23 protein-coding genes are annotated in these 25547 nt (G+C 39.3%); 5 read left to right on the top strand and 18 right to left on the bottom strand.

Annotation, left to right across the window (positions count from 1 at the left end; genetic code table 11):
• Positions 1-25: 25 nt before the first annotated feature.
• On the top strand, positions 26-538 hold the full coding sequence (locus RBH95_RS15405) for a TrmH family RNA methyltransferase (RefSeq protein ID WP_307900454.1): 513 nt from the start codon (positions 26-28) through the stop codon (positions 536-538).
• A gap of 271 nt (positions 539-809) precedes the next feature.
• On the opposite strand, the gene katG is transcribed toward RBH95_RS15405, so the two are convergent.
• Complete coding sequence (katG, locus tag RBH95_RS15410; RefSeq protein ID WP_307900455.1) at positions 810-3083, bottom strand: catalase/peroxidase HPI; 2274 nt, start codon at positions 3081-3083, stop codon at positions 810-812.
• Between the two features lie 253 nt (positions 3084-3336).
• On the opposite strand from katG, the gene RBH95_RS15415 reads away from it, so the two are divergent.
• Complete coding sequence (locus RBH95_RS15415) at positions 3337-5166, top strand: DUF885 family protein (protein WP_307900456.1); 1830 nt, start codon at positions 3337-3339, stop codon at positions 5164-5166.
• A gap of 60 nt (positions 5167-5226) precedes the next feature.
• Here RBH95_RS15415 and RBH95_RS15420 read toward each other — a convergent pair whose 3' ends face one another.
• Positions 5227-5823: a peroxiredoxin-like family protein gene (locus RBH95_RS15420; protein ID WP_307900457.1), complete on the bottom strand. Its 597-nt coding sequence runs from the start codon at positions 5821-5823 to the stop codon at positions 5227-5229.
• Between the two features lie 155 nt (positions 5824-5978).
• Between RBH95_RS15420 and RBH95_RS15425 the strand changes: the two genes are divergently transcribed.
• A complete protein-coding gene (locus RBH95_RS15425; protein WP_307900458.1) occupies positions 5979-6791 on the top strand; it encodes a purine-nucleoside phosphorylase in 813 nt (270 codons plus the stop codon).
• Between the two features lie 10 nt (positions 6792-6801).
• Positions 6802-7629: an alpha/beta hydrolase gene (locus RBH95_RS15430; protein WP_307900459.1), complete on the top strand. Its 828-nt coding sequence runs from the start codon at positions 6802-6804 to the stop codon at positions 7627-7629.
• Here RBH95_RS15430 and RBH95_RS15435 read toward each other — a convergent pair.
• From RBH95_RS15435 to msrB, 15 genes are all read right to left on the bottom strand, one after another.
• The gene (locus tag RBH95_RS15435; RefSeq protein WP_307900460.1) at positions 7618-8397 is read right to left on the bottom strand and encodes an RMD1 family protein; all 780 of its coding nucleotides are present in this window, start codon (positions 8395-8397) and stop codon (positions 7618-7620) included. The two genes, RBH95_RS15430 and RBH95_RS15435, sit on opposite strands and share 12 nt — an antisense overlap.
• 2 nt (positions 8398-8399) lie before the next feature.
• Entirely contained in the window at positions 8400-8810 is a 411-nt protein-coding gene (locus tag RBH95_RS15440) for a VOC family protein (RefSeq protein WP_307900461.1), read from the bottom strand.
• Positions 8811-8981: 171 nt separating this feature from the next.
• The gene (locus tag RBH95_RS15445; RefSeq protein ID WP_307900462.1) at positions 8982-9305 is read right to left on the bottom strand and encodes a hypothetical protein; all 324 of its coding nucleotides are present in this window, start codon (positions 9303-9305) and stop codon (positions 8982-8984) included.
• A gap of 2 nt (positions 9306-9307) precedes the next feature.
• Entirely contained in the window at positions 9308-10288 is a 981-nt protein-coding gene (locus RBH95_RS15450) for a deoxyhypusine synthase family protein (RefSeq protein ID WP_307902266.1), read from the bottom strand.
• On the bottom strand, positions 10272-11216 hold the full coding sequence (gene speB / locus RBH95_RS15455; RefSeq protein WP_307900463.1) for an agmatinase: 945 nt from the start codon (positions 11214-11216) through the stop codon (positions 10272-10274). The genes RBH95_RS15450 and speB overlap by 17 nt, the downstream gene beginning before the upstream one ends.
• Positions 11206-12606 carry an arginine decarboxylase gene (locus RBH95_RS15460; RefSeq protein ID WP_307900464.1) on the bottom strand — a complete coding sequence of 467 codons (1401 nt, stop codon included), beginning with the start codon at positions 12604-12606 and terminating at the stop codon, positions 11206-11208. Before RBH95_RS15460 ends, speB begins: the two co-directional genes overlap by 11 nt.
• A gap of 321 nt (positions 12607-12927) precedes the next feature.
• The gene (locus tag RBH95_RS15465; RefSeq protein ID WP_307900465.1) at positions 12928-13767 is read right to left on the bottom strand and encodes a pseudouridine synthase; all 840 of its coding nucleotides are present in this window, start codon (positions 13765-13767) and stop codon (positions 12928-12930) included.
• A 44-nt stretch (positions 13768-13811) separates the two neighbouring features.
• On the bottom strand, positions 13812-14726 hold the full coding sequence (locus RBH95_RS15470) for a geranylgeranylglycerol-phosphate geranylgeranyltransferase (protein ID WP_307900466.1): 915 nt from the start codon (positions 14724-14726) through the stop codon (positions 13812-13814).
• 13 nt (positions 14727-14739) lie between these two features.
• Positions 14740-15669 (bottom strand): mevalonate kinase, encoded by a 930-nt coding sequence (locus RBH95_RS15475; RefSeq protein WP_307900467.1) that lies wholly within the window; start codon positions 15667-15669, stop codon positions 14740-14742.
• 37 nt (positions 15670-15706) lie between these two features.
• On the bottom strand, positions 15707-16789 hold the full coding sequence (locus RBH95_RS15480) for a diphosphomevalonate/mevalonate 3,5-bisphosphate decarboxylase family protein (RefSeq protein ID WP_307900468.1): 1083 nt from the start codon (positions 16787-16789) through the stop codon (positions 15707-15709).
• A 9-nt stretch (positions 16790-16798) separates the two neighbouring features.
• The gene (locus RBH95_RS15485) at positions 16799-17329 is read right to left on the bottom strand and encodes a DUF1697 domain-containing protein (RefSeq protein ID WP_307900469.1); all 531 of its coding nucleotides are present in this window, start codon (positions 17327-17329) and stop codon (positions 16799-16801) included.
• Complete coding sequence (locus tag RBH95_RS15490; protein ID WP_307900470.1) at positions 17326-18555, bottom strand: NAD(P)/FAD-dependent oxidoreductase; 1230 nt, start codon at positions 18553-18555, stop codon at positions 17326-17328. Before RBH95_RS15490 ends, RBH95_RS15485 begins: the two co-directional genes overlap by 4 nt.
• Positions 18552-19418, bottom strand: coding sequence for an acyl-CoA thioesterase II (locus tag RBH95_RS15495; RefSeq protein WP_307900471.1), 867 nt, complete (start codon positions 19416-19418; stop codon positions 18552-18554). The genes RBH95_RS15490 and RBH95_RS15495 overlap by 4 nt, the downstream gene beginning before the upstream one ends.
• 57 nt (positions 19419-19475) lie before the next feature.
• The gene (gene msrA / locus RBH95_RS15500) at positions 19476-20024 is read right to left on the bottom strand and encodes a peptide-methionine (S)-S-oxide reductase MsrA (protein WP_307900472.1); all 549 of its coding nucleotides are present in this window, start codon (positions 20022-20024) and stop codon (positions 19476-19478) included.
• On the bottom strand, positions 20017-20475 hold the full coding sequence (gene msrB, locus RBH95_RS15505; protein WP_307900473.1) for a peptide-methionine (R)-S-oxide reductase MsrB: 459 nt from the start codon (positions 20473-20475) through the stop codon (positions 20017-20019). Before msrB ends, msrA begins: the two co-directional genes overlap by 8 nt.
• Positions 20476-20679: 204 nt before the next feature.
• Here msrB and RBH95_RS15510 point away from each other — a divergent pair, with 204 nt between their 5' ends.
• The gene (locus tag RBH95_RS15510) at positions 20680-23880 is read left to right on the top strand and encodes a T9SS type B sorting domain-containing protein (protein ID WP_307900474.1); all 3201 of its coding nucleotides are present in this window, start codon (positions 20680-20682) and stop codon (positions 23878-23880) included.
• A 7-nt stretch (positions 23881-23887) separates the two neighbouring features.
• Here RBH95_RS15510 and RBH95_RS15515 read toward each other — a convergent pair whose 3' ends face one another.
• Positions 23888-25546, bottom strand: coding sequence for an alpha-amylase family glycosyl hydrolase (locus tag RBH95_RS15515; RefSeq protein ID WP_307900475.1), 1659 nt, complete (start codon positions 25544-25546; stop codon positions 23888-23890).
• Position 25547: the final 1 nt, after the last annotated feature.

Below are 25547 nucleotides of genomic sequence, written 5' to 3' on the forward strand. Positions count from 1 at the left end.
TGTACACCATAACCTAGAACAACCTGTGAGCACACCACAACTTATTGCCGTTTTGGAAAACCCCAACTATATCATGAACATTGGCACCGTGATAAGAAACGTCAATGCCCTTGGGGTAGACAAGCTTTACGTTATTGACGGCCTTAACCGTCTTGAAAGCGATTTGGAACAACTGCGCCAACGCAAATCTATTTTAAAGCATTCCAAAGGCGCCGTAAAATATACCCATGTACAACGCTTTGACACTTCTATAGAATGTTTGGACCTTTTAGAACAACAGGGATTTTGTAATGTGGCTACCTCGCCACATAGTCACGGAGTGCAACACTACCATCTTCCAGAAAGCCCTTTAACCCAACCCCTATTGGCTATTTGGTTTGGCGATGAGGCCAATGGCCTAAGTGATACCATCCTGCAACGCTGCCAATTTTGTATTAGCATTGATATGATGGGCAATGTAGAAAGTTTGAACTTGGCTACTGCTACTGGCATTGTGCTTTACGAAGCCCTTAGGCAACGCCACCAACTGAAATCTTAAATTGTTTAGGAAACACCAAAATAATATAATTTTGGATTGGTTGGATAATAGCCTCTACTTTGGTATTACATCTGCAAATCTCGCAACACTTAAAATTCTAGGCCATGGCAACATCTATAAAAAAGCGACTAAGTTCAAAAGCATTTTTTGGGAACACGTTTTCAAACTTTACAATATTTACTAACAAGGCAAGCCTCGTGCTATTTACCCCCTAGAATAAAAAAAGGCCAACCCTAAGGTCAACCTCTTTCATTCTAATTAAAGGAACTATTTATTTATAGATCAAATCAAAGCGATCCAACTTCATTACCTTATCCCAAGCTGCCACGAAGTCTTTTACAAACTTAGCTTCAGCATCGGCACTACCGTACACTTCTGCCAAGGCTCTCAACTCAGAGTTAGAACCAAAGATAAGGTCGGCACGAGTAGCAGTATACTTCAACTCACCAGTAGCTCTGTCTCTTCCTTCGAAGGTTTCTTTGGTGTCGTCGATAGCTTTCCACTCAGTGCTCATATCCAATAGATTTACAAAGAATCCATTGTTTAATTGTTCATTGCTATCTGTGAAAATTCCATGCTTAGAACCGTCATAGTTAGCCCCCATAGCTCTCATTCCACCTACTAATACAGTCATTTCAGGAGCTGTAAGGGTTAACAATTGTGCTTTGTCCACCAACAATTCTTCTGTTGAAATGGTGTATTGTGTTTTCAAGTAGTTACGGAATCCATCAGCCATTGGCTCCAACAATCCGAAAGATTCTACATCTGTTTGGTCTTGAACGGCATCCATACGCCCAGGTACAAATGGTACGTTTACGCTATGTCCAGCGTTGGCCGCTGCCTTCTCCACTCCTGCTGCTCCAGCCAATACAATTAAATCGGCCATAGATACTTTCTTAGCTCCAGACTTAGCATTGAATTCCGCTTGAATGTTTTCAAGAACTCCCAATACCTTAGCCAATTGCTTAGGATTGTTTACTTCCCAATCTTTTTGAGGCGCCAATCTAATTCTTGCACCGTTGGCACCACCTCTTCTGTCTGACCCTCTATAAGTAGAAGCAGAAGCCCAAGCAGTCGTTACCATTTCATTGATAGTCAATCCTGAGTTAAGGATGCTAGCTTTCAAGCTTTCAATATCCTTTTTGTTGATCAATTCGTGGTTAACCGCAGGAATTGGATCTTGCCAAATCAAATCTTCAGTTGGCGCTTCAGGACCTAAATACGTCGTTTTTGGCCCCATATCTCTGTGGGTCAACTTAAACCATGCACGAGCAAAGGCTTCGTTGAATGATTCTGGATTCTCATAGAATTTTCTAGAAATCTTTTCAAAACTAGGATCCATTCTTAAAGACAAATCGGTAGTGAACATAGTAGGCTTGTGCTTCTTCTCAGAATCGTAAGCATCTGGCACCATCATTTTAGGCTCACCTTTGGCTACCCATTGGTGACCTCCAGCTGGACTTTTAGTCAATTCCCACTCATTTTCAAACAAGCTGAAGAAGAACATATGGCTCCATCTTGTAGGCGTAGCAGTCCACGTTACTTCCAAACCAGAAGTAATGGCATCGGCACCTTTTCCAGACTTATAAGAACTCTTCCATCCAAAACCTTGCTCCTCGATTCCAGCACCTTCTGGATCTGCTCCTACATGAGATGCAGGTCCTGCTCCGTGGGCTTTACCTAAAGTGTGTCCACCAGCGATAAGCGCAACTGTTTCCTCTTCATTCATTCCCATTCTACCAAACGTAGCGCGAATGTCGTCTGCTGCCAATAATGGATCTGGCACACCGTTAGGTCCTTCTGGGTTTACGTAGATCAATCCCATTTGCACTGCTGCCAAAGGATTTTCTAATTCACGTTCTCCTGAATAACGCTTTTCGTCACTTAACCATTCTTTCTCAGCTCCCCAGTATACATCAATTTCTGGTTCCCACATGTCTTCTCTACCTCCAGCAAAACCAAAAGTTTCAAAGCCCATATCTTCCAAGGCAACGTTTCCGGTCAATACCATTAAATCGGCCCAAGAAATCTTCTTACCATACTTTTGTTTGATTGGCCAAATTAAACGTCTCGCCTTATCCAAGTTGGCGTTGTCTGGCCAGCTGTTAAGCGGTGCAAAACGTTGTTGTCCCGCACGTGATCCTCCACGACCATCGGCAGAACGATAGGTACCGGCACTATGCCAAGCCATACGGATGAACAATCCTCCGTAGTGGCCAAAATCTGCTGGCCACCAATCTTGAGACTCTGTCAAAACGTTTCTAATATCTCCTTTAAGAGCGTTATAGTCTAGGCTGTTGAATTCTTCAATGTAATCAAAGTCTTCCGCCATAGGGTTAGACAAGTCAGAATTTTGTCTAAGAATTCCCAAGTTCAATTGATTTGGCCACCAATCGCTGTTGCTGGTCGCCTTCATATTGGAACTACTTTTCTTAGTGGCACCAGAACTGGCATCCACTTGAGCTGTGTGCTCTGAGTTTCCTTGACAGGCTACCATGGTTACACCTATGGCCACCAATAAGGCACGTGTTAGTGTTTTTTTCATAATTTTTATGTTTAGTTAATGAGATTTATGTTGCAAGAATACTTCATATAACGATGGGTAAAACTATAAATGATATCAATAGTTTTTATTTTATCATCATTAAAATCAATACATGTTTATCATATTAAATAAGAACCTTAGCCCTCTACACTTAGAAAGTCCCTAAAAAAACCGCCTCAATACGAAATGCCTTCTTATTGCAAAAAAAGATTAGTTTTACAACCATCATGATTTTAAAACACATAAGTTATTTATGAAAACGTTACGATTAACCCTTGCTTCCCTGGCCATGATAAGCCTTACAGGCTGTGGAGAAGACAAAGCGCAAAAAGATAAAACGGAGTTCACAGTAGACCTCATTAAAGAGAATTCAGATAAAGCCAATGCCTTTTTTGATAAAAGTTTCGATCTTGGCCTTGATCGCTCCCCAATGGAACAAAGTTATTTGGGCATAAAAAAAGACTACGACAAATGGGATGATATTTCTCCAGAACATTTGGATGAATCTCTGGAAATTGCCAAAACAGAATTGCAATACTCCAAAGATTCCATTGATCCCAAAACTTTGGATGCCCAAACAAAACTGAGCTATAAACTATTTGTTGAAGGCTTAGAGCATAACATTGCAGATTACAAATGGCGTTTTTACAACTATCCTGTCAACCAAATGCATGGGATGCACTCAGAAATACCCTCATTCTTAATCAACATTCACACAGTAGCGGATTCCAGTGATGCGGTTGCCTACATTTCTAGACTGAAAGGGGTTGAACCGCTATTTGACCAATTGATTAAGAATTTGGAAATTCGCGAAACCGAGGGCATTGTAACTCCAAAATTTGTATTCCCAAGAGTCATTGAAGACTGCAAAAACATTATTAAAGGAGCGCCTTTTGATGCTGGTTCGCCCTCTACCCTTCTTAATGATTTTGAAACCAAAGTAAATGCCTTGACCATTGCCGACACCAGTAAAGCAGCCTTGATCAAAGATGCAGAAGAGGCTTTAAAAACAAACGTAAAACCTGGCTATGACAAACTCATCGCATTTTTGGAATCCCAAGCTACCAGAGCCACTACAGATGACGGTTGTTGGAAATTCCCTAATGGTGCTGAATTTTACCAAAACCGTTTACAGCGCATCACTACAACCAACCTAACTGCAGAGCAAATCCATGAAATAGGCTTGAAAGAGGTGGCTCGCATTCATGAGGAGATGAAAGAAATCATGAAAGAAGTAAACTTTGAAGGCATCCTTCAGGACTTCTTCAAATTTTTGAAAGAAGACGAGCAGTTTTACTATCCAAATAACGAAGAAGGTAAAGCGGAATATATAGCTAAAGCAACCGAAATCATCAACACCATGCGCGGACGTTTGGATGATATCTTTATTACCAAACCTAAAGCTGAAATCCAAGTAAAACGTGTAGAAGCCTTCCGTGAAAACTCCGCCGGAAAAGCTTTTTACAATTCTGGAACCCCAGACGGGTCACGTCCTGGAACTTACTATGCCAATCTGGCCAACACCAAAAACATGCCTAAATTTGAAATGGAGGCCTTGGCGTATCACGAAGGTATTCCTGGTCACCATATGGACAGAAGCATTGCTCAAGAGCTAACCGGGATTCCTAAATTCAGAAAATTTGGAAGCTACACCGCTTATGTTGAAGGTTGGGGACTTTACAGTGAATTCATCCCGAAGGAAATGGGCTTCTATGAAGATCCTTACTCTAACTATGGGCGTTTGGCCATGGAACTTTGGAGAGCCTGCCGCCTAGTTGTCGATACGGGAATCCATGCAAAAAAATGGACTAGACAAGAAGGTATCGATTATTATATGACCAATACTTCTGGTAGTGACCGCGAATGTGTGCGCATGGTAGAGCGCCATATTGTGATGCCAGGACAGGCTACAGCCTACAAAATAGGCATGCTCAAGATTTTGGAATTGCGCAAGATGGCCAAGGAAAAATTAGGAGATAAGTTCGACCTTAGGGAATTCCATGAAGTGGTATTGACCAATGGGGCCGTTCCTTTAAGCGTGTTGGAAGATTTGGTTAACGAATGGATTGCCTCCAAAGAATAATCAAAAAATAATAATCCTAGATAAAAAAGCCGAGATGTAATTGTCTCGGCTTTTGTATTTTTATTCCTCTTTTAAGGCTTTCAAAACGGCTAGCAATAAGGGTGTACTTAACCGCACTTTATAATTAGGATTGATATATTCAAACAGAATATCGCCGGAAGTATTCAACACGAAAACTGAAGGCACAGGCAAAATATTTGTAGCTTCCAATTTGGTTTTATTGGCGATGTACATTTTTGTCATGTCAGGAGTTTCAAAACCAATACCAAGCTCCTGTATTAATTTGGCCTCAGGATCGGCATACACTTGGTAATTCATGGCATGCGTAAAAACTGTCGGCTTCAAATATTTGAAATGATCTGGGCTTATTGCAATTATTTGGTAACCCAAATCCAAAATTTCTTGTTCTGCCTCAGCCAAAGCCCCCAGCTGAGTATTACAATAAGGACACCAGCCCCCTCTATAAAACACCAAAACCGTTGGCTTTTCCTTTATCAAATTTTGCAAAGACACTTCATCTCCATTAAGATCCAAAACCTTGGCTTTTGGAATGGTTTCTCCAACAAGTAAAGGACTAACATCTTCGGCTTTTTTCGGAATTTGTGACTGAACCATTAAGGTAAAACAGCAAAATAGAACGAGTAATTTGGAAGTCATGTGTTATTTCAATTTGGTTTATAGGTGTATTATTACAATTTCTTTCTTTGGTCTTGGCAATGACCTACGCCTTACATTTAGCAACAATTTAGCTATTTAATTGTTTGAAATTCGTGGTATAATGGATATTTTTGAAAGTAATAAACGTACTGCACATGATTAACTACATCACGGAAACCGTTGAGTATTTAAAGGAAAAAGGATTTGACGCTCCTGAAGTGGGCATCATCTTAGGGACTGGCTTGGGCGCCTTAGTTGACGATGTCACTATTTTAAAGGAAGTGAGCTATAACCACATCCCAAATTTCCCCACAGCTACGGTTGAATTCCATAAAGGAAAATTGATTTATGGAGAATTGGAAGGCAAAAAGGTAGTGATCATGCAGGGGCGTTTTCACTTTTACGAAGGCTATTCGCTACAGGACGTTACATACCCTGTACGCATCATGGAAAAATTGGGCATCCACACCCTTTTAGTTTCTAATGCTTCTGGTGCCATTAACCTTGAATTTAAGAAAGGGGAATTGATGCTTATCACTGACCACATTAACTTGTTGGGCAATTCTCCATTGGCTTTTAAAGGAGTGTCTCAATTAGGAGAACGTTTCGCCGATATGAGCCAACCCTATGATGACCAATTGAACAATACGCTTAGAGCGTTGGCACAACAACATCACATTAAATTGAATGAAGGTGTTTATGCCAGTGTATTGGGGCCACAGTTAGAGACCAAAGCCGAATACCGCATGTTAAAGATTTTAGGGGCCGATGCGGTTGGAATGAGTACCGTACCAGAAATTATCGTGGCCAACCATTTAAAATTACGTGCCGTGGCCATTTCTGTCTTGACCGACGAGGGGGATCCGGACAATCTACAGCCTGTGAATATTGATGATATTATTGCCACAGCGGCATTGGCCGAACCCAATTTAATTGTACTCACAAAAGCTTTTATTGCTTCACTTTAGTTGACTTAAGTTGAAAATAAATCCGAAAAAAATACTTCGACGCACTGTTCGCGTCCTCTTAGGCTTGGGACTTCTGTACCTAGGCAGTTTGGCGTTCTTATATTTTAAGCAAGAACGTTTTTTCTTTAATCCGAAGCATTTAGACAAAACCTATGCCTTTACATTTAAACAGCCTTTTGAAGAACTGAATATTGAAGTAGAGGACAGCGTTCTTTTAAATGCCTTATTATTCAAAACCCCCAATCCCAAAGGAGTAATCCTATACTTGCATGGTAATGCGGGAGCCATCCATGATTGGGGCAAAAGGGCCCCTCTCTATTTAGGAAACGGTTACGATATCCTGTTTGTTGATTACAGAGGTTATGGAAAAAGTGACGGAGAATATTCCAACAGCAACCAACTGTTTAACGACGTTCAAAAAGTATACAACTTTACCAAAACACGCTATGCAGAAAACCAAATTGTGGTACTAGGGTTTTCTTTAGGTTCTGGTCTTGCGGCATACCTCGCCGCTAACAACCATCCCAAAATGTTAATTCTTAATGCCCCCTATTACTCTTGGCAAACTTTAATAACAGAAGAAATTGCTCCTCCAGTACCAAAATTTTTATTGAAATATGATATCCCTACCTATGAGTTCATCAAGGACATCAAATGCCCTATTAAGATTTTCCATGGCACCAAAGATTTCTTGATTAGAACAGAGACAAATTCAAAAAAGCTGAAAAACCTCAATCCTAACAATATAGAACTTACACTCATTGAAGACGCCTCACATAACAGCATCCATATTTCTAAACAGTATTACGACGCTTTGAAAAAAACTCTAGAGAATTAGTTTTGCAATAAACAAATCGACAACTTCAATAACAATCAAGATAATAATAATCCACTCCAACCGACTACTTTCATTATGATCCATGATATCTTTGAAAAGTTCGAGGTTTTCCTTAATGATTTCTATTCTATCATGAATTAGGTTATAACGATCCTTCAAATCAAATGATTGTTTCAGGTCGTAATTAAGCTTGTTGAGTTGTTGATTTTCCCATGTAATTTCTGGTGAATCGAAAATATAGAAGTTTTCAGAAATCTTGTTTTTAATGTTCAAGACCTTACCTATAAACCGTTTCAATTTATTACCCGAAATATCCAATTTTCCATTGGTCTCCAAATATTGAGTATGCTGATTGGTTTCCACCAGCAATTCTTCGGTGATTTCTGAATACCGGTTTAAAGCTACGGACTGGGAGGCATTGAGCATGACCAAACGTACCATTTCCTCATTGATTTCAGGTAATATCACTTGCTCAAATTCTACTTTCAATGCTCCTGCTTGAATAACCACTGGCACCTCTTCGGAGATCTTTTCCTCCATAAAATCCCTGCAAAAGGGTTTAATGTAGCCAATAGTCATTTCAATCTCCTCAGTGCTCATATTAAAAAAGCTCACCATACCATATTGAAAAATATAGAAAAACTTCGCTTCAGCAACACGATAGAACAATTCATCGCTGTCTGAAAACAACAGTTGCCAATCAAGCCTATTTCGACACTCCCTGGTTTGAATGGCAGCAGCTATTTGGTAGGCTATTACGGTATACATTGCTATTTAAAAATCTCCTCAGGATTTGTAAAACATTTAAACTCAACCGTATAGCCGTTAGGGTCCTTAATAAAAAACGATTGGTGCTCGCCAGTTTTTCCTAAAAGGAAATCGAGTTCTGATTGCAATAACCCATTCTTTTGATTCAATTTCTCAAATAAAACTTTCCACAACCTACGATCCAATATTACCCCAAAATGAAACGAAGGGAGTACCTGCCCGCCAAAAGTGTAGTTTTTGAACTCAAAATTAAAAGGCCCACATTTAGTAAAGGTAATTTGATGTCCAAACAAATCAATATCCACCCAATTTTGGGCAGAACGCCCTACTTTGGCATCCAGCATATTTGTATAAAATGCAGTAGTCTTAGCGATACTCAAACAGGGCAATGAAAGGTGAAATTGTGTTTCCATATACGTTGCTTTATATAAATTTAGCTTATTTACCAATACATATTACCGCGATAACAAAAAAATAAACTCAATTTCACCCACAAAAAAAGCCGCCCTTTTAGGCAGCTTTTCCATTTGCTTTTACTGATATGGTTTAGAAAGACCTAGCCATCAATAAAGATATTATAATTCTTAATCCTCATCGTTATCGCCATCTTCTACAGGAAGTTCAGGTTCTTGAACTGCCTCTGGATCATTGCTATCGTAATCTTCATAATCGTCCTCATCGTAGTTTTCCATAGTCACGGCAAGCTTGGTACTTACTTTAACCAAATACTTTGTATCCTCCGTTGACACTTCTACGCACTCCACCCATTCATTTTTGGCATTCTTAAAAGATATGATTTGATCATCATCGTATCCATCAGGAAACTTTTCAACCAAAAGGGCCAAAATTTCAGGGGTTAGCTTTTTAAAATCTACTATTACACGTTTTCTGTTGTCTTTCTTATTCATAATTACATGTCTAATAAATAGGCAAAAATTAGTGGTGCCACAATGGTTGCATCACTTTCTATTATATATTTTGGTGTATCGATATCTAGTTTACCCCAAGTAATCTTTTCATTAGGCACTGCTCCTGAATAGGAACCGTAACTAGTTGTAGAGTCACTAATTTGACAAAAATAACTCCAGAATGGGGTGTCTGTACGTTCCATATCCTGATACAACATTGGCACAACACAAATAGGGAAATCGCCAGCGATTCCTCCTCCTATTTGAAAGAAACCAATTCCGTTTTCAGAATTGTCTGTATACCAATCGGCCAAAAAGGTCATATACTCAATTCCCGACTTCATGGTACTGGCTTTCAACTCGCCTTTCAGAACGTAGCTGGCAAAGATATTACCCATGGTACTGTCTTCCCAGCCTGGTACAATAATAGGCAAATTCTTTTCGGCAGCCGCATACATCCATGAATCTTTTAGGTCGATTTCGTAGTATTCTTCCAAGACTCCTGACAACAGCATTTTATACATAAATTCGTGTGGAAAATAACGTTCTCCCTTGTCTTCAGCATCTTTCCATATTTTATGGATATGCTTTTGAAGTCGTCTGAACGCTTCTTCTTCTGGGATACAAGTATCGGTTACTCTATTCAATCCTTGCTCCAATAAATCCCATTCTTCCTGCGGGGTTAAATCTCTGTAATTTGGAACTCTTTTATAGTGAGAATGAGCGACCAAATTCATGATATCCTCTTCTAAGTTGGCTCCTGTACAAGAAATTATCTGCACTTTATCTTGACGAATCATTTCGGCAAATATCTTACCCAATTCGGCCGTACTCATGGCGCCTGCCAACGACACCAACATTTTGGCCCCTTTGTTCAATTGTTCCTCATAACCTTTTGCAGCATCTACAAGAGCCGCAGCATTGAAATGTAAATAGTACTTTTCAATGAATTGTGAAATATGTCCTTTAGTTGTCTTCGTCATCATCACTAAATTTAGAAAATTTATTTATACCTAAACTGTTCTCATTAAAATTATTATCAAAATCTTCATCAGCACCACTACCTAAAAACTTATAAGACAGCATTTTATAATACAATTTTGCAGCTAAAAAGTCTGAAGATTTATCATTTTCATTAGGGCAAAGCTCAACAATGTCAAAACCAACAACATTGCGTTCTTCAAACACCTGCTTCAAAAAATCCAAGGTTTCGTACCAAAATAATCCACCTGGTTCCGGAGTTCCAGTACTAGGCATAATAGAAGGATCCAATGCATCCAAATCGAAGGTGATAAAGACATTATCTGTCAGTTGATCGATTACATTGTCCACCCAAGAATCATCTGCCGCCATTTCATGCGCAAAGTAGATTTTCTCTTCATCCATTACGGAAGTCTCTTTGATATCCATGGAACGAATGCCAACCTGAATCAAATTGATAGTTTGACTAGCTTCGTACATGGCACAAGCGTGGTTGAATTTGGAGCCATCGTAAGATTTTCTCAAATCGGCATGCGCATCGATATGCAACACCGTAAGGTTATCAAACAACTCATTGAAAGCTCTAATACTTCCTATGGAAATAGAATGCTCCCCTCCAAACAAAGTTACAAACTTGTTGCGTTTAATATACTTTTTGGTAGCCTGGTGAACTGCCTCTACCATCGCTTCAGGCGAGACGTCTTCGGTTACTGGGTCTGCAAGGTAAATACCTTGTTTGTAAACTTCAGTATTGGTTTCAATATCGTAAAGCTCCATATTTTCAGAAGCATGTAAAAAAGCCTCAGGGCCTTTATCTGCCCCTTTTTGCCATGTACTTGTACCATCATAAGGTACAGGGATCAACACAATTTTTGAACTGTCCAATTTGGAATATTCCTCAGAAATCCCAGCATAAGATTTATTGCTCATGGTAACCTAAAATTTTAAGTAAGTCTTCACTTTTTTGTTGTTCGCTAAATAATTTTGTTGTGATGTTGCCATCTTCATCTTTGTCTATTAGAATATGTTTTGGAGAAGGAATCAAGCAGTGTTGCAAACCTCCAAAGCCTCCAATAGTCTCTTGGTATGCTCCTGTATTAAAGAATCCTATATATAACGGTTTATCCTTATTGTATTTCGGTAGATAAATCGCATTCATGTGCTGTTCGCTATTGTAATAATCGTCACTATCGCATGTCAAACCGCCTAGAAGTACACGCTCGTAGCTATCGTTCCATCTATTTATTGGAAGCATGACAAAACGCTTGTTAATAGCCCAGGTATCCGGCAAGGTTGTGATGAAGGAAGAATTGATCATATTCCATTTTTCGCGATCGTTCTGCTGCTTTTGATACAGCACCTCATAAATGGCTCCACCACTCTCACCAACGGTAAAACTTCCAAATTCGGTAAAAATGTTTGGCACATCTACCTCTTCCTCTTTACATATCAAGTTGATCTGGTTTACAATTTCATCAACCATATACTCGTAATCAAACTCAAACCCTAACGAATTTTTGATAGGAAAACCTCCACCAATATTCAGGCTGTCCAAGGTTGGACAAACCCTTTTAAGATTGACATACACCTTCAAACATTTGGTAAGCTCATTCCAATAGTAAGCATTGTCGCGAATCCCCGTATTGATAAAGAAATGCAACATTTTAAGCTCTACCTTATTGTTCTCTTTAATCTGCTTATTATAGAAGGGCACAATGTTCTTGTATCCAATTCCCAATCTAGAGGTATAAAACTCAAATTTTGGTTCTTCTTCGGAAGCAATCCGAATGCCCACCTTATATTTCCCCTCAATTTCTTGTGAAAGCAAATCCAATTCCTCGTAATTATCGATAATGGGAATACAGTTTTTGTGTCCCTCATTAATCAATCTTGCTATGTTGGTAATGTATTGGGCTCGCTTAAACCCATTACTGATCACGTAGGTATTATTGGTAATTTTCCCTTCCTTTTTAAGGGACTCCACAATATCAATATCAAATGCCGAAGAGGTTTCAATATGGATGTCATTCTTTAATGCCTCGTTAAGTACATGCTTAAAATGAGAACTCTTGGTACAATAACAATAGTTATACTTTCCTTTGTAGCCATGCTTTTTAATGGCCTCTGCAAACCAACCTTTTGCTTTATTGATGTTATTTGAAATCTGGGGTAAATAGGTAAACTTCAATGGTGAACCATAGGTTTCCACCAATTGCTTTAAATCTATGTCATGAAACTGCAGGTTGCTACCTTCCAGTTTAAATTCTTCTTGAGGAAAATAAAAGGACTGATTGATTAAATCAATATATTTAGTATTCATTTTTTTATTTTATGGATTAAAAGTGTGAATTAAAAACTAATTCAATATTAAGTTAAGAATAAAAAAAGAATATCAAAGCTGCAATTGCGCTTGAGTAGTAGGAATAAAGCCATAACTGTGTTGGCTCACCAAAGGGTTTTGGGCGGAAGTTAGCTTTAAAATCCGGACACTCATCTTATGAGTTGCTTTTGAATATGACTTCCTAATTTTCAAAAGCCCGAACATAAAAACAGTACTCATTTGTTCAGCTATAAGAAGTACAAATGACGTATAAAAAATTGAATTACAACCCTTTTTTGAGAAAAAAATTACAATTTTTAACTATAACATTTTCAACAAGTTAACCTCTTGTTCCGAAAGAAGTTTCCAATGCCCTCTAGGGAGATCCTTTTTGGTAAGATGCGCTATGGCCACACAGTCTATCTTGATAATATCATATCCCAAGTGATCAAAAATTGTACGAATAATAGTGTTACCCGTATTTTTAATTTTTAATCCGATAAGATTTTTACTTTGTCCTTCGATATAGCTTACTTCCTCAACAGCAACAAGCTTTCCATCTATCTTAAGACCTTCCTGAATTTTCTTTAAATCCTCGTACTTCAGATTCTTATCCAAATCAATCTGAAACAATCTTGGCACACCGTTTTTGGAGTTGGTAAATTTTTTCACCACAGCTTCATCATTGGTAAACAACAACAACCCTGTAGAATTGCGCCCCAAACGTCCAATAGGCTTCACCCTTGACGACGTAGCATTAGCAATCAAATCCATAACCGTCATGCCCTTAGCATTACTAGTGGTAGTTGCAAATCCTTTAGGTTTGTTTAAAAGTACATAGGCTTTTTTCTCTGGGTTAATACGGGAACCATCAAAGCGCACCTCATCCTCCAGTTTTACCTTATAGCCCATTTCAGTAACCACTTTACCATTTACAGTCACTAAGCCCATGGCAATATTCATATCGGCATCACGTCTAGAACAAACTCCTGAATTGGCAATGTATTTGTTGAGCCTAATCTCATCTGGATTGGAACTTGAAGCTGGTTTGGATTTTGGCTTTATTGGTGCATTCCCTCTTGCATAGCTTTTTTTGTTGCTTGTTCTTCCACCTCTTCCTGAAGGTCCACCCTTTCTGTCACTCCCCTGTTTTCTGCTCATGGTTACTAAATTTTACTTTGCAAAGATAGACGATAATTGCTTGCTTAAACAATTAAAGTGATTTTATCCAACACAAGAGAAATGTCGATAAGAGGAATGCTCACCACGCCAGCTAAAATTATTATTTTCAATATGTTATGCAAAATCAAATATTGAAATTTCGAATGAGATTTCCATAACAATACTTGAAAGAGCATCAGCAGGGCCAAGCTGAAATAGAAGAAATAGCTCATTTTGCCTACTTGAAACTTACAAATAAGCAATAGTGTAGGCACTAAAGTAAGGATACCCAAAACGGTCAACATAGTTTTGGTCGCCTTCTCTCCATAAACAATTGGAATGGTATGATAGTCTTGAGCCAAATCTCCTTTTATGTTCTCCAAATCCTTGGTAAGCTCTCTCATTGAGATAATTAAGAATAAAAACATGGCATGGACAAAAATGACATGCTCGAAGTTTTTATAATATATAAAAATCACGAAAAACGGGGTAATGGTAAGTACAGCAGACGTTAAATTACCAATAAAAGGCAAACGTTTCAACTTATGTGAATACAGCCAAATGGCAAAAATATACACCGAAAAGAACAACACTGCCTTAAACGACACATAGCTAGCCAAAATCACCGCGATAAAATTCAGAACGAAGTAAAAGGAAAGCTTGGTATTTTGACTCACCAACTTATCCAACATCGATTTTTGCGGACGGTTAATCAAGTCCTTTTCGGAGTCGTAGAAATTATTGATAATGTAGCCACCTGCAATCACCGCTGAAGAAGCCAATACCAACATCAACAAATTCACATCGAAAATAACCTCCTTGACAGACTTGTCGTGGGCCAGAATGTAGATAGAAGCCAAGTATTGGGCAACAACCATCATCAAGATATTGTAACCTCGAACCACAGAAAACATGCTAAAAAACTTTAGCAGGATATGTTTTTGTTTTCTGGACAGCATTTAAGGGCTCTGTTTAAAAGTTATAAACAACCTCCAGCTTGTGTCCCTTAAGTGCCTGTTTCGCCTTTTCTAAGTCTTCCGTAAATCCAAGAATGTAGCCTCCACCACCAGAGCCACATAATTTCAGGTAGTAATCGTTGGTTTCAATCCCTTGTTTCCAAAGGTCGTGGAATTGTTTAGGGATCATAGGTTTAAAATGATGCAGAACCACCTTAGACAATTGCTTGGTGTTTTTGAACAAAGATTTAAAATCACCTTTCAAGAAATCCTCCACACAGGCATCGGTATGTTTAATGAACTGATCTTTGATCATGTTTCTAAAGCCTTCCTGCTTCATGTTTTCCATGAAAATCTGCACCATAGGAGCAGTTTCCCCAATAATACCACTATCCAATAAAAACACAGCGCCTTTGCCATCGGTTTTCTGCGACGGAATTCCTGTAGCCTCAATATTGTCTTTGGAATTGATAAGAATTGGTAAACTCAAATAACTGTTTAAAGGATCAAGTCCAGAAGATTTTCCGTGAAAAAAGGATTCCATTTCAGAAAAAATAAGTTTCAGCTTTAAGAGCTTCTCTCTGGTTAAATTTTCAAGAACCGTAATTTTATCTTGGGCATACTTATCATAGATAGCTGCTACCAAAGCACCACTACTCCCTACTCCATAGCCCTGAGGAATGGAAGAGTCAAAGTACATCCCGGCATCAATATCCTTTTTTAACGTTTCCAAATCAAAAGTTACCAAACCTGTAGCCAACTGCCCCAAGAACGTTGCAAAGTCGCGTAAATTTTGATTGGAGTTTTTGGAAGCTTCGGTAGGCACATCGGCCACTTTAAGAGCTCCGTTGTAAAAGTTATAAGGTATTGACAATCCCTTGGAATCCTTGATGATTCCATATTCTCCGAAGAGTAATATTTTAGAGTAAAATAGAGGTCCTTTCATGTATAAGAGCGATTACCTTAAACAAATATACGATTAATTATAATATTTGGTTTGCGCCCAAACCAATTTGGTCGCAAATATATTGCTCATTTTGACAATAGCCAACCAACTCGTCCTTAATAAATTCCAAAATTTGGGTTGCTTCTGCTTTTGGATACAGCACATGTACATTCGCACCAGCGTCCAAAGTAAATCCTATGTGAAGCCCTGTCTTTTCTCGGAAAACCCATATTTTTTGGATGATTTCAAGGGTATTTGGTTTCATCAAAATGAAATACGGCATGCTCGTCATCATCATAGCATGAAGCGTAAGCGCCTCACTTTCTATAAGGGCAATGAATTGGTTTAAATCGCCAGTTTCTAGAATCGGCTTTAATTTTGCTAGATTGTCATGAGCTTGTTCAAAACGTTGTGTCGCAAAAGGATGGCCGTACATCAAATTGTGCCCAACCGTACTGCTCACCTGTTTTTCACCTCGATCCACTAACAAGATTGTATCTTGATAGTCCTTAAAATTATCGTGAACTACATATGGATACTTTATTCCAAACAAATCAGTACTACCTTCAACCGTTTCGTTTTCTCCCCAAACAATCAAATCTCCTTCAATACTTCTGCAGGCACTTCCCGATCCCAAACGTGCTAAAAAAGAGGCTTTGGCTTTAAACTCTTCCTTTGAAATTTTAGGATTCAATTCCCTCTCTATACTCATGAGGCACAATGCCAAGGCACTCATGCCGCTTGCAGAAGAAGCAATCCCAGAACTATGCGGAAAGGAATTGGAGGTTTCTATCTTAAATTGAAAACGCTTTAAAAATGGCAAATAGCTTTCAACTCTCTGAAAAAATGTAGCAATTTTCGGTTTAAAGTCCTCCTTTTCCTTGCCATCCAAAAACACTTCAAACTCAAAGTCATCATGATTGTCTTTGGCTGTATATGTAAGGGTGGTAATGGTTTTACAATTGTTCAGCGTAAAACTGATGGATGGATTCTCTGGAATTTGATCTTTCTTTTTCCCCCAATATTTCACCAGTGCAATGTTACTTGGCGACTCCCAAGTCACCTTGCCATTTGCAACTTGATTACTGTATGGCTTTGGGATAAAATCGTTTGCTGTCATTTGCTCATTTTATGCCGACAAAGATAACAACTTTAGCATAGTTTTATAGTTTCTTGCCGTGGCAGTCACCTTTAATTTCCGTTCAAAGAAATTATTATTGTATTTAGCCCTTCCATACCCCAGGGAGCAATAAAAATAGATACAATCTCCTATTATGACAAATTCTTCATTGGGGTAAGATACTTGCGAAGCTTCCGCTACCAATGTTGAATCTGGAGTATCAAATAATAGCGTAAAATAGCTGTTTTGTTTTTTCTCTTCGGAAAAAGGACAAGCATCAAAAACTTGTTGCAATTTCTCTGGCGACAACACCAAAACCGGAACATCAAAACCGAACTCCGATTGAATGGCCGATTGGATTTTCTCCTGCAAATTCAAAAGATTGGTTTCAGAAGACTTGAAAACCACATTCCCACTTTGAATATACGTTTGCACCTCTTCCAAACCGGAAGCGATTAGAAGCTCCCTCAATTGAGCCATGGGAACTTTTTTCTGTCCGCTCACGTTAATCCCTCTTAATAATGCAATGTAAGTGTTCATGATGACATCGCTTTAGATGCTAAATAAGCCCCAGTCCAAGCATTCTGAAAATTGAAACCACCAGTAACCGCATCAATATTCAACACTTCCCCTGCAAAAAAGAGTCCTGGAAACAACTTGCTTTCAAAGGTTTTAAAATTGACTTCTTTCAAATCCACACCTCCTGCCGTTACAAACTCATCTTTAAACGTGCTTTTGCCATCTACTTCAAAAACGGCCTTGGTAAGTTGTAAAGCCAATGCTTCCAATTGTTCCTTATTCAAATCGGCCCAGCGGGTATCAGGATTGATATTGGCAGCCAATACCAACTGTTGCCACAAACGTTTGGGCAATTCATATTGCGCCAATTTATAGACTGTTTTTTTTGCCAAAGATTGCTTCAAATCCTTCAACATTGCCAAGCAGTCTTCAAAAGATTGCTTTATAAAATTGACTTCTATTTGAAATTGATAGTTCTTTTTCGCCAACTCAAGAGCCCCAAATGCCGAGAGTTTTAAAATTGAAGGTGCGCTCATGCCCCAATGGGTAATCAATAAAGGACCTTCGCTTCTTAAAGCGGAATCCAAAACAGTGACTTCCACATCCAAAGCCACGACTCCAGGGATGTCTGCAATGCGTTTATCTTTTATATTGAAGGTAAACAAAGAAGGTACCGGAGCAACCACAGTATGCCCCAAGCGCTCCAAAAGTTTCCAAAACTTCACGCTACTTCCCGTGGCGATCAAAAGTTTATCGCAAGCTAATTCCATTTCTTTAGTTTGTACATTAAAACCTTCCATTTCACCATCAATACTCTTTTCAACCTCCAAATTGGTTACGTTTTGACTGTAAAGTACTTCAATCCCGTATTTTTCGGCTTCGGATAAAAAACAGTTGATAATAGTTTGGGAAGAATTGGAAACCGGAAACATCCTTCCGTCCTCTTCAATTTTAAGTTCCACACCTCGTTTTTCAAACCACTCAATGGTATCGCCTGTCATGAATTGATGAAACGGGCCCAAAAGCTCCTTTTCACCCCTAGGATAATTCAACACTAATTCCTGCGGAATAAACTCCGCATGGGTAACATTACACCTGCCACCACCAGATACTTTCACCTTTTGAAGACCTTCCTTATTCTTTTCCAGAATACAGATTTGTAGTGAAGGATTTTGCTCTGCAATATTGATGGCCGCAAAAAAACCAGCTGCACCACCTCCCACTATAATGACGTCGAAATGCCTCATTTTTTTAAAGGACGCATTAAACCTTCTTGTGCTACAGAGGCAACAAGTTTACCATCCCTGGTAAAAATATTCCCTTTGGCAAACCCACGAGCATTAGAAGCATTGGGAGACTCAATGGCATAAAGCAACCAATCGTCAAAATTAAAATCCCTAAAATACCACATGGAGTGATCCAAACTAGCCGTTTGGGTATTCCCCCAATGAGCCTTACTAGCATGCCTGTTCATAGCGGCAGCCAAAATATTATAATCTGAAATATAGGTTAGGATCTGCTGTTTTTGAGACAAGTCCAAGTTAGAACTGTCTCCCTTTAACTTGAACCAAACATTGGTGGATGGTGGCAAATCTTTTTTATTGAATGGATCTACAACCTCAACCGGTTTAAATTCTATAGGACGCTCAATTTGCAAAAAGCCTTTGGTCCTTGGCGGAATGGCTTCCCCAAACTGCTCCAACATATCACTCCAACTTAACAATTCCTCTGGCTGTTTAATATTCTTCGGAATCTCTATCTGATGATCATAACCTTCCTCCTTTTTATGAAAAGAAGCCGATAAAATAAAAATAACAGTCCCATTCTGGCTAGCTGTGACACGTCTTACCGAGAAACTTCCACCGTCCCTCATACTCCCAACATCATAAGTTATGGGCAATTCCAAATTTCCAGCTTCCAAAAAATAGGCATGCATGGAATGTAATACTCGCTGATTGGTAATAGTCCTGTACGCAGCATTTATGGCTTGGGCCAATACTTGCCCTCCAAACACATTGGGGCTCCCAACAGTTTTACTGAGACCTTGAAATTGATTTTCAGAATTCGAATCTAAATGGAGTAATTGTAATAAGTCGTTTACTGAAGTCATACGATTGGCTTTAAAGACACTTAGCAAAGGTCTTAAAAAATACGCAAAACCCTACAATTAAGTCTTAGACTTCAATTTAGACTGAAACATTTGTCTTAATTTGGACAATTTCGGAGCAATCACAAAACTGCAATACCCCTGATCGGGGTTGTTGCGATAATAATTCTGATGATAGTCTTCTGCTTTATGGAATACTTGCAACTCAGTAATTTCAGTTACGATAGGAGATTCAAAATACTGCGCCATATCTCGCAACACCTCTTCGGCTATTTGTTTTTGACTATCGTCATGATAAAAAATCACCGAACGATACTGCGTCCCAACATCAGCGCCTTGTTGATTCAAAGTTGTTGGGTTATGAGTGGTCATGAAGACTTCCAAAAGTTCCTTAAATGTAACTTTAGAAGGATTGAATGTTACTTGCACTACCTCGGCATGGCCCGTCAAACCAGAGCAGACCTCCCGATAGGTTGGAGTTCCCGGAACACTCCCTCCCATATATCCCGAAACAACAGTTTCCACACCTTCAAGCTCCTGAAACACAGCTTCAGTACACCAAAAACATCCGCCACCCAAAGTGGCTATTTCATATTGATTATTATTCATGTTCTGACTCTTTTATCATTTGTAACGCTGCAGAATTGACACAATAGCGCAACCCCGAAGGTTCTGGACCATCTGGAAACACATGTCCCAAATGAGCATCGCAGGTATTGCACAAAATCTCTACCCGAAGCATTCCTAACGAATTATCTTTTACATATTTAATTGCATTTGGCTGAGCTGGCTGAGTAAAACTTGGCCAACCCGTATTGGATTTAAACTTACCAGACGCGTCAAACAATAGAACGCCACAGCAAACACATTGGTATTTCCCTTCTTCATACATATGACACAATTCCCCTGTGCCGGGTGTTTCGGTTACATGTTTACGGGTAATTCTAAACTCCTCCCAAGTCAACTGTTTTCGCCATTCGTCCTCCGTTTTTTCAACTCTACAATTTGGTTCTAGATTTCCATGCACTACAAAGTGCATGATGTCTTTCCAATACAACATACAATCATTTGTTTTTCAAAGAACTAAAATTAGTTCTTTTTCATTTCACAACCACAAAACTGAAAATAAACAGACATTTTCTGTTTTTTATTGACAAATACCTATATTTATCGCTTATTCCCCACATAATTCGAACTAAAACAACGCATTTTTATGCTAAAAATGAAAAGCGGTTTCACCTTCTTCTTTTGTCTGATAACTAGCATGTGCTTTTCTCAGTTATCAGATTTTAACTTATCCGTTACCGCTACCGATGAAACTTGTTCTGGGAATGGGACCATAGAAATGACCGTTTCCAATCTTACGGATGGAGCTTCGATAATATATAACTTGTATTTACTACCGGACACAGCAGCCCCCATTGCCCAAACTACAGATAATAGTTTTAATGGTCTGGAAGCCGGCGACTATGTAGTTGAAGCCATACAGGTTTTAGGTTCGGAGGAAAACTCACAGCAGCAAAATGTCACTATAGAAAATCTTTTTTCTGAATTGGATTTTGAACTTTCCGGCTCCACCAATTGCGAGACATTGGGCTCCATAACAGTAAACGTCACATCTGGAAATGCCGAGTCCTATGAAATTTTCTCAGGTCCCGTAACCGTAGCGCCACAGGCAAGCAACACTTTTACAAATCTCCCTATGGGTTCTTATTTAGTAAGGGTTTATGATGCTTGCGGCAATGCGCTTGCCAAAACCTACAGCTTGTTCCCTCTAAATAACAATCTAAATATCTCATCCACAACGCTCCCTACAGTTTATGACTCTTGCGATGAAGTATTGGTGACCTCTATTTTAACCGCGGAAGAAAACTTTCCACTTATTTACCCGTTAACCATTACTTATACAGTGACCCCATCGTCAGGAACACCTTTAGAAACGTACACCCAAACGGTTACTGAAGGTGCCCTTGAAGAAATTGAAATAAGCAGCCTTGTAACTTTGTACGATGATTTACCCTTTGAGGTTAGCATTGTTGTAGAAGACACTTGTGGCAACCAGTTTACAACCGAGGAGCTTCTGGATCCGGCTCCTACAATCCTCTTGAGTGACATTATAAATGAGGTTTGTGGGGCATACATCAAACTCTTTGTAAACGGATTCATGCCTCCTTACGAAGTTACTTTTGATGAATATCCAGCCGATTTTGATCCTGTTGCATCCAACAGCAACTATCCTGGACCATTTTCGGAAAACTCAATCAATTTTGGAGACGTAGACATGTCCGTTCCCATCGGAAACTACACCATCACTTTAACCGATGCTTGTGACAGAACTGCAACTGCAAGTATTACTGTTGAAGACCTTAATGAAGATCCTGAACCACCTATTGTAAATCCAGGGAACAATGCTTGCAACCCGCTAACCGGGGAATTGAGTATTTCTATTTCCGACAAAGATGTTGTTAGTGTTGTATTTACGTCTGCTCCAGATACGTTTGAGTTTGAACTGCCCTATGACGCCTCTGAATTTATCACTGGTGGTATATATAACAACTATGATTTACCCGTAGGTGATTATATCATTTTAGTTACCGACAACTGTGGCTATGAGCATTATGTTGAAGTAACCATACCTGAATTTGTTCAAATGGATATTTTTAGCATTAGTACAGCAAGCTGTACCTCGGGTTCGGGAACCCTAAGAATTTCTTCTCCTTATGGTTTCTTATCCTCCCTCACCATCACCTCTGCTCCAACAGACTTTTCGGAGACCTTGCCTTACGATTACAGTTCAGCCATTACCTCTGGAGGTGTTTTTTATGTTGACTCTCTTCCATCTGGAATTTACACTTTTGAAGCCATCGACGAATGTGGATATGAATTTACAGGAAGTGCCTTGGTTGAATCTTATTTCGCAAATCCAGACGCCTATATATTAGAAAAAAACTGTGGTTCGTTTGATGTGGGCATCAACGACACTGATGAAAGTGTCACTAACAGAAGCTGGTGGTTCCAAAAATACTTCCCAGAAAGCAACGCATGGGGGCATCCATATTCTGGGGTTACCTACACCGAAGGAGACATCCCTAATGACACTAATGCCATTGAAATAGAAAACGAATCGATGATTTACAATATTTTTCTTGTTGGTGAATTCAGAATTATCAAGGTATTTCAGTCATACAACAATTTAGACCCCAATTACTTTTGCATGGATCTTTTAACACCCTTTACCATCACTTCTGAGTTGGTCATTTCGGACGTTTTCGACCTCAACTGTGGGAATATGGGAAGCACCAACGATGTGTATTTTGATGTCTTGGGTGTAGAGCCTTTTAATTTCAGTATTACATCGCCATATGTTTATGACAATGGCACCAGCAATATTTTTTACGACTTGGATCCTGGCATCTATGAGTTTAAAATTGAAGATGCCTGTGGAAGTATCAAAAACACGACCATCAACCTCGAAAATTTAGCACCTTTGGCAAGAGCCAACACCCCAGACAATATGGTGGAGTGTATGGACGACAGTTCCAGCAATGCGTCTTTCGATCTAAGTACACAAAATGGACAAATATTAGGAGGACAAAATCCAGACGATTATACGGTAACTTATCATTTAAGCCAATCTGATGCCGAGACAGGAGACAACCCCCTTCCCAATTTATACACCAATACAAGTAATCCACAGATTATCTATGCTAGGGTTGCCCACAACACATTGGATTTTTGTCCGGCAACCACCTCATTTGAAATTACCGTTGGAACTGTCCCCCAACTAAGTCCAGACGACACCATATCCATTTGCGAAGGCGGCTCAGTATTATTGACGGCAGACCCAGGATATTCTGGCTACGAATGGTCAACAGGCGACACTACCAACGCAATTGCAGTGACCGAGAGCGGCACCTATACTGTTAGCGTTAAAAATGTTTATGACAACTTTTATTGCGAAGCCATAAAAACCTTTACGGTAGTGTCTTCTAGCATCGCCACCATAGAAACTATTGAAACTACCGATTGGTCCAGTACCGATAATTCCATTACAGTTTATGTTAGTGGCATTGGAGATTATCAATATTCTCTTGATGGCATCAACTATCAAGACAGCAGTACTTTTACAAATTTGGAACCTGGAGCTTATACAGTTTATGTAATGGATCTTAATGGCTGTGGTGTTGTGAGTGAAGAAGCATTTCTTTTGAATTATCCCAAGTTTTTCACCCCAAATGGTGATGGACACAATGATCTATGGCGCATTAATTTTGCTGCTAACGAACCAAAAATAGAAATCATCATCTTTGATCGCTTTGGAAAAATACTCACTTCCTTAAGTGCTCAAGATTATGGCTGGGATGGCACTTATAATGGGCACAATATGCCTTCAAGTGATTATTGGTTTGTGGTTAACAGAGCCGATGGCACCACCCACCGAGGTCATTTTACCTTAAAAAGGTAAAGCATCATTACTGCCTTTCCAATAACACAGTATCAAAATTGGAATCTACAGTTACTTTTCCAGATACAACCGTAACCTCTTGATTTGAATAAAAATCATATAAGATTTCACCTTCTGCAAAGATATTTGACACATTCACTTCTTTAGATCCTTTCCCTAAATAGATACCAATAACCACCTCATCAGTAAACCCATTTTTAGAATAGGTTCGCGAAAACACGTAAGGTTCCTTGGATAGCATCTGGTGGGTTCCGGCTCCTACTGCAGGATGATTTCTTCGGAATTGTCCCAACTTTTGCCAATGCGCTAAAACAGCTGATGTCTTAGAATTACTTTGTACGTCCTCCCAATTCATAAAAGACCTTAAAGTAGCATCTCCCGTAGCACCTGCAATTACTAAAGGCCTTGCCAATTCATCTCCATAATACACTTGAGACCCTCCTGGACACAATAGCAACCTATTAGCAGTTTCAAACGGTTTTTCCCTTTTAGGGTCGAATGGTTGCCCGTCGTCATGCGAACTCATGTAATTAAGCACACTATACCCTTTCAACGCAGAATTCAAGCTATCTGAGTACTTTTTGAACATGCTCTCATAATCCATTTGCTTGGCATTCCATTTGGCTTCAAAATTGATTAAGCTATTAAAGGCTTCATCAAAGTAGTTCACTTTTTGATCACCAAAATCAAAGTATTTTCCACCACTAATACCATAATTATACACCTCTCCAATTAAATAGAACTCATTATCATCCAATACTTTTTCTGGATGGTTATTTCTCCATTCCGCAAAGGCATAATCGCATTCTTTTTTAAATTCTTGCCACACATAAGGCTCAGTATGTTTTACCGTATCCACCCTATAGCCATCTATCCCGAATTCGGTGATGTAATCAGTGAGCCATTTCATGATATAAAACCTTGGCGCTCTTGGATGACCCGTTCTTTCAAAAAAGGCATCCAACTCGGCAACTTCTTCTTCATAACGTCCTTCGGCCTTCCATTTTTCCACCAGTTGTGGAGGCAACTCAACATCGTCATTACTTTCGGTTCTAATATCGGGAAGATTGGCCACCAAGGTACATTCTACAGTAGACTCGTAATCTTTATAGGAACATTGCGGATTGGTTCGCACCCAAGTATCAGGCCAAACTGGGTCCTTTTCCGTAACCGGTCCAGTATGGTTGATAACCGCATCTAACAAGATACGAATACCATGTTCGTGAGCCACCTTTACCAATTGGTGCAAATCCTCTTTCGTTCCAAAATTAGGGTCCAATGCCGACCAATCTTTGGTCCAATAGCCATGGAAACCATAAGTCCTTCCGGTACCTTCATTAGTACTGCCATGTATCTGTTCTACGATGGGGGTCATCCAAATAGCATTAATACCCAAATCTGTAAAATAACCGTCTTCAATTTTCTGTATAACACCTTTTAAATCGCCTCCTTCGAACCCGCGAAGAAAACCGGTGATATTGTCCCGATCAAAATTAACATCGTTAGACGTATCGCCATTCTTAAAGCGATCGGTCAACATGAAATACACGTTGGCACCTTCCCATACAAATGGAGCTTCAGGCTTTGCAGTTAATGTCTCAACTTTTTTCTCTTGACAATTCATCATAAAAATTGATAACCCTAAGATACATAGAAAGCGTTTCATA

Source organism: Mangrovimonas sp. YM274 (assembly GCF_030908385.1).
In the GTDB taxonomy this organism is placed as follows: domain Bacteria; phylum Bacteroidota; class Bacteroidia; order Flavobacteriales; family Flavobacteriaceae; genus Mangrovimonas_A.

Coding starts and splice junctions, on each gene's coding strand:
- RBH95_RS15415 (WP_307900456.1), top strand. CDS start 3,337: ATGAAAACGTTACGATTAACCCTTGCTTCCCTGGCCATGATAAGCCTT.
- RBH95_RS15485 (WP_307900469.1), bottom strand. CDS start 17,329: ATGAACACTTACATTGCATTATTAAGAGGGATTAACGTGAGCGGACAG.
- msrB (WP_307900473.1), bottom strand. CDS start 20,475: ATGTTGTATTGGAAAGACATCATGCACTTTGTAGTGCATGGAAATCTA.
- RBH95_RS15480 (WP_307900468.1), bottom strand. CDS start 16,789: ATGACAGCAAACGATTTTATCCCAAAGCCATACAGTAATCAAGTTGCA.
- RBH95_RS15510 (WP_307900474.1), top strand. CDS start 20,680: ATGTGCTTTTCTCAGTTATCAGATTTTAACTTATCCGTTACCGCTACC.
- RBH95_RS15465 (WP_307900465.1), bottom strand. CDS start 13,767: ATGAGCAGAAAACAGGGGAGTGACAGAAAGGGTGGACCTTCAGGAAGA.
- RBH95_RS15470 (WP_307900466.1), bottom strand. CDS start 14,726: ATGCTGTCCAGAAAACAAAAACATATCCTGCTAAAGTTTTTTAGCATG.
- RBH95_RS15435 (WP_307900460.1), bottom strand. CDS start 8,397: ATGTATACCGTAATAGCCTACCAAATAGCTGCTGCCATTCAAACCAGG.
- RBH95_RS15445 (WP_307900462.1), bottom strand. CDS start 9,305: ATGAATAAGAAAGACAACAGAAAACGTGTAATAGTAGATTTTAAAAAG.
- RBH95_RS15490 (WP_307900470.1), bottom strand. CDS start 18,555: ATGAGGCATTTCGACGTCATTATAGTGGGAGGTGGTGCAGCTGGTTTT.
- RBH95_RS15495 (WP_307900471.1), bottom strand. CDS start 19,418: ATGACTTCAGTAAACGACTTATTACAATTACTCCATTTAGATTCGAAT.
- RBH95_RS15460 (WP_307900464.1), bottom strand. CDS start 12,606: ATGAATACTAAATATATTGATTTAATCAATCAGTCCTTTTATTTTCCT.
- RBH95_RS15450 (WP_307902266.1), bottom strand. CDS start 10,288: ATGACGAAGACAACTAAAGGACATATTTCACAATTCATTGAAAAGTAC.
- RBH95_RS15475 (WP_307900467.1), bottom strand. CDS start 15,669: ATGAAAGGACCTCTATTTTACTCTAAAATATTACTCTTCGGAGAATAT.
- msrA (WP_307900472.1), bottom strand. CDS start 20,024: ATGAATAATAATCAATATGAAATAGCCACTTTGGGTGGCGGATGTTTT.
- RBH95_RS15425 (WP_307900458.1), top strand. CDS start 5,979: ATGATTAACTACATCACGGAAACCGTTGAGTATTTAAAGGAAAAAGGA.
- katG (WP_307900455.1), bottom strand. CDS start 3,083: ATGAAAAAAACACTAACACGTGCCTTATTGGTGGCCATAGGTGTAACC.
- RBH95_RS15420 (WP_307900457.1), bottom strand. CDS start 5,823: ATGACTTCCAAATTACTCGTTCTATTTTGCTGTTTTACCTTAATGGTT.
- speB (WP_307900463.1), bottom strand. CDS start 11,216: ATGAGCAATAAATCTTATGCTGGGATTTCTGAGGAATATTCCAAATTG.
- RBH95_RS15440 (WP_307900461.1), bottom strand. CDS start 8,810: ATGGAAACACAATTTCACCTTTCATTGCCCTGTTTGAGTATCGCTAAG.
- RBH95_RS15515 (WP_307900475.1), bottom strand. CDS start 25,546: ATGAAACGCTTTCTATGTATCTTAGGGTTATCAATTTTTATGATGAAT.